General features: G+C 73.8%; 9 protein-coding genes. 6 read left to right on the forward strand and 3 right to left on the reverse strand.

The features are described from left to right. Window positions 1-130 precede the first annotated feature (130 nt). Both ACWEJX_RS30765 and ACWEJX_RS30770 read left to right on the forward strand, forming a co-directional pair. Window positions 131-1,540 (forward strand): SWIM zinc finger family protein, encoded by a 1,410-nt coding sequence (locus ACWEJX_RS30765; protein ID WP_451610694.1) that lies wholly within the window; start codon window positions 131-133, stop codon window positions 1,538-1,540. Window positions 1,541-1,589: 49 nt separating this feature from the next. Beyond that, window positions 1,590-3,314 carry a DUF5691 domain-containing protein gene (locus tag ACWEJX_RS30770; protein ID WP_451610695.1) on the forward strand — a complete coding sequence of 575 codons (1,725 nt, stop codon included), beginning with the start codon at window positions 1,590-1,592 and terminating at the stop codon, window positions 3,312-3,314. 74 nt (window positions 3,315-3,388) lie between these two features. On the opposite strand, the gene ACWEJX_RS30775 is transcribed toward ACWEJX_RS30770, so the two are convergent. After that, window positions 3,389-3,796 (reverse strand): cobalamin B12-binding domain-containing protein, encoded by a 408-nt coding sequence (locus tag ACWEJX_RS30775; RefSeq protein WP_451610696.1) that lies wholly within the window; start codon window positions 3,794-3,796, stop codon window positions 3,389-3,391. 446 nt (window positions 3,797-4,242) lie between these two features. Between ACWEJX_RS30775 and ACWEJX_RS30780 the strand changes: the two genes are divergently transcribed. Together ACWEJX_RS30780 and ACWEJX_RS30785 are read left to right on the forward strand one after the other, a co-directional pair. Then, on the forward strand, window positions 4,243-5,034 hold the full coding sequence (locus ACWEJX_RS30780) for an esterase/lipase family protein (RefSeq protein ID WP_451610702.1): 792 nt from the start codon (window positions 4,243-4,245) through the stop codon (window positions 5,032-5,034). A gap of 241 nt (window positions 5,035-5,275) precedes the next feature. Then, window positions 5,276-6,772 (forward strand): M23 family metallopeptidase, encoded by a 1,497-nt coding sequence (locus ACWEJX_RS30785; RefSeq protein ID WP_451610697.1) that lies wholly within the window; start codon window positions 5,276-5,278, stop codon window positions 6,770-6,772. A 115-nt stretch (window positions 6,773-6,887) separates the two neighbouring features. Here the strand turns inward: ACWEJX_RS30785 and pcrA are convergent, their stop codons facing one another. After that, window positions 6,888-9,359, reverse strand: a complete 2,472-nt coding sequence (gene pcrA / locus ACWEJX_RS30790; protein ID WP_451610698.1) for a DNA helicase PcrA — start codon at window positions 9,357-9,359, stop codon at window positions 6,888-6,890. Between the two features lie 273 nt (window positions 9,360-9,632). Here pcrA and ACWEJX_RS30795 point away from each other — a divergent pair, with 273 nt between their 5' ends. Continuing rightward, the gene (locus tag ACWEJX_RS30795; RefSeq protein ID WP_451610699.1) at window positions 9,633-10,784 is read left to right on the forward strand and encodes an NlpC/P60 family protein; all 1,152 of its coding nucleotides are present in this window, start codon (window positions 9,633-9,635) and stop codon (window positions 10,782-10,784) included. A 22-nt stretch (window positions 10,785-10,806) separates the two neighbouring features. Here ACWEJX_RS30795 and ACWEJX_RS30800 read toward each other — a convergent pair whose 3' ends face one another. Next, window positions 10,807-11,160 carry a hypothetical protein gene (locus tag ACWEJX_RS30800; protein ID WP_403795632.1) on the reverse strand — a complete coding sequence of 118 codons (354 nt, stop codon included), beginning with the start codon at window positions 11,158-11,160 and terminating at the stop codon, window positions 10,807-10,809. Window positions 11,161-11,501: 341 nt separating this feature from the next. On the opposite strand from ACWEJX_RS30800, the gene ACWEJX_RS30805 reads away from it, so the two are divergent. Beyond that, a partial coding sequence (locus ACWEJX_RS30805; RefSeq protein WP_451610700.1) for a coiled-coil domain-containing protein occupies window positions 11,502-12,160 on the forward strand: 659 nt, incomplete at its 3' end.

A 12,160-nucleotide genomic window follows, 5' to 3' on the forward strand; every position in this document is an offset into this window, starting at 1 on the left:
CTCCAGATCGTTCGACCTGCTGTGCGATCCACGGTGCACCACGCCACTGACAATCGGCCCCGGCCGGTGGAAACCGCAGGTGGGAGCCGTGCGGGGACGATTGTCAGTGGCGGCCCGTACGGTCGTTCGCATGACTGAGCAGGGGGTGCGCTGGACGTCGGATCAGGTGCTGGCTCTGGCTCCTGACGACGCGTCGCGCAGAGCGGGAAGCAAGCTGGGCACGCCCGGACCGTGGTCCGGCACCGGGACCGGGAGGGGCACGGGGGCCGGAGCCGGAGCGGGGGCCGGAGCCGGGGTCGGATCGGGGGCCGGGGCCGGAGCGGGGGCCGGGGCCGTCTGGGGCCTGTGCAAGGGCAGCGGCAGAACGCCGTACCGGACCGTCGTGGACGTCACGGGCCCGGCGTACGCGTGCAGTTGCCCGAGCCGGAAGTTCCCGTGCAAGCACGCGCTGGGGCTGCTGCTGCTCTGGGCCGCGGGAGAGGTCGGGCCCACCGCCGAGCCGCCCGACTGGGCGGCGACGTGGCTGGCTTCCCGGCAGGCGCGGGCGACCGCCGCCGCCTCGGACGGGGCTGCCACGGGCCCGGCCGACCCGGAGGCGGCGCGCCGCCGCGCCGAGCGGCGGGCGGCCCGGATCACGGCGGGCGCGCAGGAGTTGGAGCAGCGGCTCGCGGATCTGCTGCGTGGTGGCCTCGCCGCCGCCGAGCAGGCGGGGTACGCGCAGTGGGAGGAGACCGCGGCCCGCATGGTCGACGCCCAGGCACCCGGACTCGCCGGCCGGGTGCGGGAGTTGGGCGCGATACCGGGCTCGGGTCCGGGCTGGCCGGTCCGGCTCCTGGAGGAGTGCGCGCTGACCCATCTCCTCGACCGCGCCTGGCTCTCCGTGGACGGTCTCCCGGCCCCGCTGGCCGCGACCGTCCGCACCCGGGTCGGCCTGACCGTCCCGCAGGACGGTCCGACGGTGCGCGACCGCTGGCTGGTGCTCGCGCAGTACGACTCCGCCGACTCCCGTCTGACGACCCGTCGCATCTGGCTGTTCGGTGAGGAGTCGGGCCGCACGGCCCTGCTCCTCTCCTTCGGCGCGGCCGGCCGGGCTCCGCAGCTCGCCCTTCCCGTCGGCGCCGTCCTCGACGCCGCACTCCGCCCGTACGAGGGCGCCGCGGCCCTCCGCGCCGAGCTGGTCGAGCAGTTCGCCGGTCCGGCAGCCCCGGCAGCCTCAGCCGTCCCGCCGCCGGGCGGGCCCGTCGCCGCCGCCCTCGACGCCTACGGCCACGCCCTGCGCGACGACCCGTGGCTGGACAGCTGGCCGGTCACGCTGACCGACGTGGTCCCGGCCCGCGCGGAGTACGGCTGGCAACTGGCGGACGGCGGGGAGGCCGTACCCCTCACCCGCGCCGCCCAGGGCGGCCCCGGACTGTGGCGGCTCGTCGCGCTCTCCGGCGGAGGGCCGGTGACGGTGTTCGGGGAGGTCGGGCACCAGGGGTTCACGCCGCTGGCCGCCTGGGGGCCGGAGGCGCCCGGCGAGACGGTGCCGCTCGTCTGACCGCCGACCGACCGCCGTCTGACAGCCGTCCGACAGCCGTCCTACCGCGATGTCACTGCCATCTGACCGCGACCTACCGCTGGAGGAGTCCATGGAAGCCTGGGAAGAGCTCGTCACCGCGGCCCTGCTGGGCACGGACCGCAGGCCGCCGACGCACGCCGCCGCGCAGCCCGCCGGGGACTCCGGCGGGGACTCGGCGCCCGTCGCGCTGCTCGACGCCGCCGCCGTGCACACCGTACGGCGCAGGGCGGGGCTGCGGCCCGGGCCGGCGGCGGCGCCGCTGGAGCCGGCGCCGGAGGACGGGCGGCCGGCGCTGCCGGCGGTGGCGCGGCGCAGGCTGGGGCAGTTGCTCGCGGGCAGGGCTGCGCCCGCGCCGTCCGGGGGGCGGCGCGGGGCGGCACCCGATCTGGCGGAGCTGCTGCCGCAGTGGCTGGCGGCGGCGAACGAGCAGGGCTATCGCGCGCCGGCCGCCGCGCTGCCCGCGCTGCTCGACGCGGCCCGGGCCCGCACCGATCTGCGGCCGCATGCGCTGGCGTTCGCGGGACCGCGCGGGCTGTGGCTGGCCCGGCTGAACCCGGAGTGGAAGTTCGCGCTGCGCGGCGCGGGCGGGGGCGGCGCGCTGCCGGACCCGACGGACCGGGAGGCGGTCCTGGCACTGTGGGACGAGGGCCTGTTCGCCGAGCGGGTCGCGCTGCTCACCGCCGTACGGGCGCAGGATCCGGACGAGGGCCGGGAGTTGCTGGCGTCGACGTGGGGCGCCGAGCGGGCGGAGGACCGGCTGATGTTCCTGGACTCGCTGCGCGCGGGGCTCGGCGCGGCGGACGAGGAGTTCCTGGAGGCGGCCCTGTCCGACCGCAGCCGCAACGTGCGGGCGACGGCCGCCGAGCTGCTGTCCGCGCTGCCGTCGTCGGCGCTGGCCGCGCGGATGGCCGAGCGGGCCGTCTCGTGCGTGTCCCTCGACCGTACGGAGGGGGCGGCGGCGATCGTGGTGGAGGCGCCGCACGAGTGCGACGCGGGCATGCGGCACGACGGCGTGTCGGCGACCCCGCCCTCGGGGCGCGGCGAGCGCTCGTGGTGGCTGGGCCAGCTGGTGGAGGCCGCGCCACTGGACTGCTGGCCGGCGCGGTTCGGGGGCCGCGGCCCGGAGGAGATAGTGGCGCTGCCGGTCGCCGACGACTGGCGGGGCGAGCTGCACGCGGCCTTGTGCCGGGCGGCGGTGCGGCAGCGGGACGCGGACTGGTCGCGGGCCCTGCTCGGCACCCCGGCCGCTCCGCAGACGGCCGGTCCTGGCACGTCCTCGCTGGCGGAGCGCGCCCAGCTGCTCTCGACGCTCCCGGCGGAGGAGCGGGCCGCATGGGTGGCCTCGTTCATATCGGCGCACGGCCTGTCGGAGGCGTTCCAGCTGCTCGGGGTGTGCGCGGTGCCGTGGTCGGAACCGCTGGGCCGGGCGGTGGTCGACGCCCTGGACATCGCGCGGGACGCGGGCAGCTATCCGTGGAGCTTCAGCGGGGTGATGGGCCTGGCCGAGCGCTGCCTCGCGCCGGCGACGGCCGGCCGGCTCGCGGCCCTGACCGCGCTGCCCGCCGAGGCGGAGGACGCCTCTCCCGGAGCCGGCGGCTACTGGTCGGAGGCCTTCCAGCGCCTGGTCTCCACCCTGGAACTGCGCGCCGCGATGCACGCGGAGCTGACGGATCCGGAGCCGGCAGACCCGGAGCCGGCGGACCCGGAGCCGGCGGACTCAGAGCCGGCGGACTCAGAGCCGGCGGCCGCGTGACAGGCCGCCGCACGTGTCGTACGAGGCGGCCGCCCCGTACGACAGCGGCTCGCGTCACCGCCGGCGAAAGTCCGTCAGGCCGCCACGCGGACGTTCGCGTTGACCCACTCCACGATCGACGCGGTGGTCGCGCCCGGGGTGAAGATCTCCGCGACGCCCTTCTCCTTCAGCGGCGGGATGTCCGAGTCCGGGATGATGCCGCCGCCGAAGACCTTGATGTCCTCCGCGTCGCGCTCCTTCAGCAGTTCGAGGACCTTCACGAAGAGCGTGTTGTGCGCGCCCGAGAGGATCGACAGGCCGATGGCGTCGGCGTCCTCCTGGATCGCGGTGTCGACGATCTGCTCGGGCGTCTGGTGCAGCCCGGTGTAGATGACCTCCATACCGGCGTCGCGCAGCGCCCGCGCGATCACCTTGGCCCCGCGATCGTGTCCGTCGAGACCCGGCTTGGCGACCACCACGCGGATCGGACCGGTCACACCCATCACTGCCTCCACATGCGACCCCCGCGCCTGATTGCCGGGGAGGTGAACGAACGTTATCGCCAGCATCCCGCACCTGTCCGTTTCGCGGTGGCCGGGGAGGGGGAAATCACACGTGGGACGTTTGATCGCCCCCGGAGGAGCCGCCACGGAGCCGCCGTACACCCGCGCCGACAGCCGCACGGCGCGGAGGTGCGGCGGCCCGCCGCACCGTACGGAGGTCGGCGATGGAGCCCACCCCCACCCCGTCACCCGCCCATCCGTCGGCCACCGGCGAGTCCGCCGGCACACAGCCCATGGACACACAGCTCACCGACACACGGTCCACCGACGCCCGGTCGATGGGCCCGCAGTCCGTGAACCCGCACTCCGGGGACCCGCACTCCGGGGACCCGCAGCCCGGGGACCCGCAGCCCGTGGGCCCGGATTCCGGTGCGCTCGCCGACCGGATGAAGGCCGCCGCCCTGGAGCTCGCGGTCCTCGCGGGCCATCTGGTCCTCTATCCCTCCGGCCTGATCACCGAACGCCACCGCCCCGCCACCGGCACGACGGCCGTCGCGAGCGGCCCGCGCCCGGTGGTCCTCCTGCACGGCTTCGTCGACAACCGCTCCGTCTTCGTCCTGCTGCGCCGCGCACTCGCCCGCGACGGCCGGGGCCGTGACCGGGTCGAGTCGCTCAACTACTCCCCGCTCACCGGCGACCTGCGCACCGCCGCCGAACTGCTGGCCCGCCGGGTGGAGGAGCTGCTCGCCCGCACCGGCCACACCGAGGCCGATCTGGTGGGCCACAGCCTGGGCGGCCTGATCGCCCGTTATTACGTACAGCGCCTGGGCGGTGACGCCCGGGTGCGCACCCTCGTCATGCTCGGCACCCCGCACTCCGGCACCACCTTCGTGCCACTGGCCGACGCGCACCCCGTGGTGCGCCAGATGCGGCCGGGGTCGGAGGTGCTGCGCGAGCTGGCGGGCCCGGCGCCGGGCTGCCGTACGCGGTTCGTGAGTTTCTGGAGCGACGTGGACGAGGTGATGGTGCCGGTCCGGACGGCCCGGCTCGACCACCCGGACCTCGTCGTGGAGAACGTGCGGGTCAGCGGCGTGGGGCACCTCGCACTGCCGGTCCATCCGGCCGTCTCGGCCGGCATCCTGCGGGCGCTCGCCGCCGGCGGCCCGGCCTCCGGCGCGCCGGACGGGCGCGCCGACGACCCGCACGCAGGCCCGCCCGAAACCGCCTCCGTGGCCTGACGGACCACCAGAACTTCCCGTTCCGGTTGCCGTCCCGCCCACCGTTCTTCGAACGTTCTTCGAACACAGAGCCAAAGCTCTCCCCGCTACCCCCCGAAACGCGGCCGATTGCCCGTTTCCCGGCGGCTCGAAACCCTCCGAAGATTGTCCGCCCCGCGTACCGCCGGGTACAGTCACGCCACTGCTTGACCCCCCGCTCCACCCAGCTCCACCCCCTGCTGTCGAGGCGAGAGAGAAGTTGGTGAACGACCAGCACCCCCACGCCGGGTACGGCACGGACGCCACCCAGACCACAGGCAGCTACGCCGTCGACCCCCTCTTCGGCGCCTACGCCGAAACCGGTTACGACGCAGGTCAGAGCGGTCACACGCAGTACACCTCGTACGCGGAGTACGACCACGCCCACACCACCGGCCAGTGGGACACGAACTCCTACGGCTCGTACACCGCCACCGCGCAGTGGGACGCCACCGCCTGGAACGAGGCCCAGCAGACCGGCCAGTACGAGGCCGCCGCCTTCGCCTCCTACGACACCACCGCGCAGTGGACGCAGCCGGGCTACGACACCGGCGCGTACGACGCCACCGCCTGGAACCAGGTCGCGGCCGAGCCGGTCGTCCCGCAGCAGTACAACCCCGAGTCCACCGGCGGGTACTCCTACGACCCGGCGGCGTACGGGGAGCAGTACCAGGCGCCGTACGAGGCCCAGCGGTACCAGGACCAGCAGTACCAAGAGCAGCACCAGCAGCCGTACGAGCAGCAGCCGGCCCCGGAGGCCGAGCCGGCGCTCGGACACGACGCCTTCCACGACGCCGAGACCATGATGGCCCTGGAGCTCGACCAGGACCTCCTCGCTGCCGCGTACGACGCGCAGTACGGCGACGCCGACCACGACCACGACGGCGACTCCGACCTCGCCGCCGCCACCCCCGCTCCCGGCGCGGACGCCGGACTCCAGGCCCGCCCCGTGCGCCGTTCCGGCGGTGGCAGCCGCGGCCGGCGCCGTACCCCCGCCAAGCGCTCCGCGCTCCTGACCGTCGCCGTCCCCTCCGCCTGTGTGATGGGCGTGGCCGGCATCGCGGCCGCCTCGGTCAGCGGCCTCACCGACAGCGGCGACACCCGGGACGACACGACGTCCATGGCCGCCGCCGACCCGGCCTCCGTGAAGCAGGTCGCCGCCAACAACAAGCTGGACACCCAGCTCGCCGCGCTCAGCGCCGACGCCCGCGACTTCGGCGACCGTGCGAGCCGCACCCAGGAGCGCATCGACCTGAAGCTGCGCCAGGACGCGGAGCGGAAGAAGCGCGAGGAGGAGGCGGCCCGCAAGGAGGCGCTGCGGCCCAAGTACCTGCTGCCGGTGACGCTGCACCAGCTCAGCGCCCGGTTCGGGCAGGCCGGCGTCAACTGGATGTCGCTGCACACCGGCATCGACTTCCCCGTGCAGTACGGCACGCCCGTGATGTCCGCGACCGACGGCACCGTCCGCACCCAGTGGAACAGCGCCTACGGCAACATGGCGATCGTGACCGCCCCGGACGGCACCGAGACCTGGTACTGCCACCTCAGCAGCACCAAGATCCGCTCCGGACAGGTCAAGGCCGGCGACGTCATCGCGTATTCCGGCAACTCCGGCAACTCCACCGGCCCGCACCTCCACTTCGAGGTCCGGCCGAACGGCGGCGCGGCGATCGACCCGCTGCCCTGGCTGCGCAGCCACGGCCTCGACCCGCTGAGCTGATCCGCACGCGGTACGCGAAAGGGCCCCGACCGCCGAAGCGGCCGGGGCCCTTTCGCGTGAGCCCGCAAACCCGCCGGCCCGCAAGCCCGTGCGCCCACAAGCCCTAAGCCGGCGCCTACAGCTTCTCGACCGGCGCGTACCGCAGCAGCAGCCGCTTCGGCTTCTCGTCGCCGAAGTCGATCGTGGCCTGCGCGTCCGCGCCGGCGCCCTGCACCGCCATGACCGTGCCCAGGCCGAACTGGTCGTGGGTGACCCGGTCGCCCACCTGCAGCGAGATCACCGGCTTGTCGCTGGTGCGGCGGGTGGCGAAGCCCGAGGGGCCGGAGCGCGAGCGCGAGGAGGACAGCGAGGAGGTGATCCCCGAGGTCGGCCCGGCGGGCTTGGCCATCGGGCCGGTCCGCTTCCACTCCAGATACGCGGCCGGGATCTCCTCCAGGAACCGCGAGGCCGGGTTGTACGAGGGCTGGCCCCAGGCGCTGCGCATCGCCGAGCGGGTCAGGTAGAGCCGCTCGCGGGCGCGGGTGATGCCCACGTACGCCAGACGACGCTCCTCCTCCAGCTCCTTGGTCTGGCCGAGGGCGCGCATGTGGGGGAAGACGCCGTCCTCCATGCCGGTGAGGAAGACCACCGGGAACTCCAGGCCCTTGGCGGTGTGCAGGGTCATCAGGGTGATGACGCCCGCGCCCTCCTCGTCCTCGTCGGGGATCTGGTCGGAGTCCGCGACGAGCGCGACCTGCTCCAGGAACTCCGGGAGCGAGCCGCCCTCTTCGCCGCGCTCCTGCTCGAACTCCAGGGCCACGGCGGCGAGTTCCTGGAGGTTCTCGATCCGGGTCTCGTCCTGCGGGTCGGTGGACGCCTGGAGCTCGGCCAGGTAACCGGTCCGTTCGAGCACGGCCTCCAGGACCACGGCGGGTCCGGCGCCCGAGTCGACGATGGTGCGCAGCTCCTCCATGAGCGTGTTGAAGCGCTTGACGGCGTTGGCGGAACGGGCCGCCATGCCGTACGCCTCGTCGACGCGCTTGAGCGCCTGCGGGAAGGTGATCTTCTCGCGCAGCGAGAGGGCGTCGATCATCGCCTCGGCGCGCTCGCCGATGCCGCGCTTGGGCACGTTGAGGATGCGGCGCAGCGGCACGGTGTCCTCGGGGTTGGCGAGGACACGCAGATAGGCGAGGACGTCCCGGACCTCCTTGCGCTCGTAGAAGCGCACGCCGCCGACGACCTTGTAGGGCAGGCCGACGCGGATGAAGATCTCTTCGAAGACGCGGGACTGGGCGTTGGTGCGGTAGAAGACGGCGACGTCGCCCGCCTTGGCGTCGCCGGCGTCGGTGAGCCGGTCGATCTCGTCGGCGACGAACTGGGCCTCGTCGTGCTCGGTGTCGGCGACGTAGCCGGTGATCTGCGCGCCGGCGCCCGCGTTGGTCCACAGGTTCTTGGGGCGGCGGGACTCGTTGCGCTCGATGACGGCGTTGGCGGCGGACAGGATCGTCTGCGTGGAGCGGTAGTTCTGCTCCAGCAGGATCGTGGTCGCGTCCGGGTAGTCCTCCTCGAACTGGAGGATGTTGCGGATGGTGGCGCCGCGGAAGGCGTAGATCGACTGGTCGGCGTCGCCGACGACGCACAGCTCGGCCGCGCCGAGGTCCTCGTACCCCTCGCCGACCAGCTCGCGGACGAGCGTGTACTGGGCGTGGTTGGTGTCCTGGTACTCGTCGACGAGGACGTGGCGGAAGCGGCGGCGGTAGTGCTCGGCGACGTCCGGGAAGGCCTGGAGCAGATGGACCGTCGTCATGATGATGTCGTCGAAGTCCAGCGCGTTGGCCTCGCGCAGCCGCGACTGGTACATCCGGTACGCCTGGGCGAGGGTCTTCTCGAAGCCGTCCGCGGCCTGGTCGGCGAAGGTCTCCTCGTCGATCAGCTCGTTCTTCAGGTTGGAGATCTTGGCGCTGAAGGACTTCGGAGGGAAGCGCTTCGGGTCGAGGTCCAGGTCGCGGCAGACCAGCGCCATGAGGCGCTTGGAGTCGGCGGCGTCGTAGATCGAGAAGGAGGACGTGAAGCCGAGCTTCTTCGACTCACGGCGCAGGATGCGGACGCACGCGCTGTGGAAGGTGGACACCCACATGGCGTTGGCGCGCGGGCCGACGAGCTGCTCGACGCGCTCCTTCATCTCGCCGGCGGCCTTGTTGGTGAAGGTGATCGCCAGTATCTGGCCCGGGTGGACGTGCCGGGTGGCCAGGAGGTGGGCGATGCGGTGGGTGAGCACCCGGGTCTTGCCGGAGCCCGCGCCGGCCACGATGAGCAGGGGTGAGCCGGTGTGGACGACGGCGGCGCGCTGCTGCTCGTTCAGCCCGTCGAGGAGCGCGGCGGGGTCCACGACGGGGCGGTGGGCGCCGTCGCGGTAGTACGCGTCCCGCCCGGCCGGGGGCGCGTCGAAGTGGTCCCCGAAGAGGTCGTGCGGGACCTCCTCCGCGGCCGGGGCGCCGTGCTCGTCGTCGTACGCGCCGTGCAGGTCGTCCTCGGGGAGGGGCGGGGGCTCCTCCGCGTGGGGCTGGAGGCTCGCCAGGAAGCTGTCGTCAAAGAGGCTGTTGCTCATCGCCTATCGAGTCTAGGGCGCCGGACTGACAGTCGGCCCCCGTCCCCGGAAGTCCCCGGAAGTGACCGCGGACTCACGGAGGGCGACGGTCCGCTTCAGGTCACGAAAACGTATCGGACATATGGCGCACCGGCCTTCCCACCCGCCCCACGGCTCGCTAGCGTGCTCGCCCAAGCGGCCCGTCCCCTACCCCTCGCTTCCGTCGGCGAACCACGCCGAGCGGGCGGCCCACGCCGAACCCCCACCCGCACCGGTCGGCGTCCACGGAAGGAGATGCCGGCCTTGGCATCCCATCGCAAGCCGCGCCCCACCCGCCCCCACACCGCCGCCGTCGGCGTCACGACGGCCGCGCTCGCCTCCGTCACCTCCGTCGCCCTGCTGCCCGCACAGGCGCAGGCCGCGCCCGCCGCGCCGAAGCCGACGGTCGAGGAGATCCAGAAGAAGGTCGACCGGCTGTACCGGGAGGCCGGGGCGGCGACACAGGAGTACGACCGGGCCAAGGAGGCCACGGACCGCCAGCGGCGCAAGGTGGGCCGGATCCTCGACGACGTGGCCCGCCGCACCGAGCAGATCAACGTCTCGCGCCGGGCCCTCGGCTCGTACGCGGCGGCCCAGTACCGCGCCGGCGCCGTCGGCCCGACCGCCACCCTGATCTTCGCGGACAGCCCGCAGGACTACTTCGAGCAGCGGCACCTCATGGACCGGCTCTCCGAGCGGCAGGGCACGGCCGTCCAGGAGTACGAGTCCCAGCGCGCCGCGGCGGCGAAGGAGCGGACCGAGGCGACCCGCAGCCTGGCGGAGCTGACCGCGTCCCAGCAGGCGCTGCGCACCAGCAAGCAGACCGTGCAGCACAAGCTCGCCGAGGCGCGCGCCCTGCTGGCGAAGCTGACGGCCGAGGAGAAGGCCCGGCTCGCGGAGCTGGAGCGCGAGCGGGAGGCGGAGGCCCGCCGCAAGGCCGAGGAGCAGGCGAAGGCGGAGGCGGCCCGCAAGCGCGCGGAGCAGAACGCCACGCCCACCCCCACGCCGACCCCGACGACGTCTCCCACCACGCCGCCGCCCTCCGGCTCCTCGTACGCGACCAAGGCCGCCGAGGCACTCGCCTTCGCGCGCGCCCAGATCGGCAAGCCGTACGTGTGGGGCGCGACCGGCCCGAGCTCGTACGACTGCTCCGGCCTCACCCAGGCCTCCTGGCGCGCGGCCGGCGTCGACCTGCCGCGGACCACCTGGGACCAGGTGAAGGTGGGCACCCGGGTCGCCACCGCCGATCTGCTCCCCGGCGATCTCGTCTTCTTCTACGACGACATCAGCCACGTCGGCATCTACATCGGCGACGGGAAGATGATCCACGCGCCGAAGCCGGGCGCGTACGTGCGCGAGGAGTCGATCTACTACATGCCGATCTACGGGGCGGTGCGCCCGGCCTGAGGGCTCGCGGGCCCGGACCCGCTCAGACCCAGAGGGTGGCGATGAGGATGTTCGCCACGGTCAGGCCGCCGACGGCGCCGAAGAGGGCCTTGTCGACCTGCTCCTCGTCGCGCTTGACGTAGACCAGGCCGAGGATGACGACCAGGAACGCCATCTTTATGCCGATCTTGATGTTGTTCAGGGTGTGGCCCTCGGCCTGGTGGATGCCGACCAGGACGGCGCCGGTGACCAGCATGGTCAGGGCGCCGTGCAGCATCGCCGGGGTGAAGCGGGCCGTACCGGCCCCCATCGCCTTCATCTGGGTGAGGAATCCGCCGAGCAACGCGCCGATTCCGATGATGTGCAGGGCGACGAAGACATGAATGAGTACGTCCATGGGGCGGAGCCTAACCGGGGCCATAGCACCGCCTTCCGGGCGGGTCCAGCTTGTCCTGGGCTTCGGTCAGGCGGCTGTCGGAAGCACCGCCTGACCTCACGCCGGCCGGGCGGGATCGGTCCCGGAACGACATCTGGCGCCAATAGCGGTCAACTCCCGCTCGCCGTCGTCAGCCAGGTTTAGCGTCCTCACCCAGGTGGCCGACTCCCCACCTCCGCCGCAGCCCGGCGGTCGTCGGCCACCCCCGCCGAGAAAACCGGCGGCGGCCCGTCTCCCCTGTGCGGGCCGTCGCCGGCCCCGGCGGGCAGCGTCCCCCACAGGGAGAGGATGTGACCGCCCTCGTGGCAGCGCACCGAAAGCCCAGGCACTCCCCGCTCGGCGGCCCGGCCGTCCGCACCGCCGCGACGCTGGCCCTCGCCTCCGCGGCCACCGCGACCGTCTTCGAGGGCTCGGGCCACGCCGCTCCCCGCCCCACCCCCGCGCAGGTGAAGGCCGACGTCGACCGGCTGTACGAGGAGGCCGAGGTCGCCACCGAGAAGTACAACGGCGCGAAGGAGCAGGCCGGCCAGGCGCGGGCCGCCTTCGACCGGCTGCGCGACGAGGCCGCCCGCCGCACCGAGCGGCTCAACCGCTCCCGCGACGCCCTCGGCGCCGTCGCCGCCGCCCAGTACCGCTCCGGCGGCCTCGACCCGGCGGTCCAGCTCGTCCTCACCTCCGACCCGGACCAGTACCTGGAGCGGGCCGCCCTCGCCGAGAAGGCCGGCGACCGGCAGGCCGCGGCCATCGCCTCCGTACGGCGCGAGCTCGCCGCCGTACGCCAGCTGCGCGCCCGCTCGGCGGACCGGCTGCGCGAGTTGAAGGCGCACGAGGCGGAGCTGCGGAAGCAGAAGGCGGCCGTGCGGACCAAGCTGGACGCCGCCCGCGCCCTGCTCGCCCGGCTCACCGCCGAGGAACGGGCCCGGTACGAGGCCGCCGTGACCGCCGGGCGCCATGACGCGGC

Source organism: Streptomyces sp. NPDC004788 (assembly GCF_053601115.1).

Coding starts and splice junctions, on each gene's coding strand:
- ACWEJX_RS30780 (WP_451610702.1), top strand. CDS start 4,243: ATGAAGGCCGCCGCCCTGGAGCTCGCGGTCCTCGCGGGCCATCTGGTC.
- ACWEJX_RS30795 (WP_451610699.1), top strand. CDS start 9,633: ATGCCGGCCTTGGCATCCCATCGCAAGCCGCGCCCCACCCGCCCCCAC.
- ACWEJX_RS30775 (WP_451610696.1), bottom strand. CDS start 3,796: ATGGGTGTGACCGGTCCGATCCGCGTGGTGGTCGCCAAGCCGGGTCTC.
- ACWEJX_RS30765 (WP_451610694.1), top strand. CDS start 131: ATGACTGAGCAGGGGGTGCGCTGGACGTCGGATCAGGTGCTGGCTCTG.
- ACWEJX_RS30800 (WP_403795632.1), bottom strand. CDS start 11,160: ATGGACGTACTCATTCATGTCTTCGTCGCCCTGCACATCATCGGAATC.
- ACWEJX_RS30770 (WP_451610695.1), top strand. CDS start 1,590: ATGTCACTGCCATCTGACCGCGACCTACCGCTGGAGGAGTCCATGGAA.
- pcrA (WP_451610698.1), bottom strand. CDS start 9,359: ATGAGCAACAGCCTCTTTGACGACAGCTTCCTGGCGAGCCTCCAGCCC.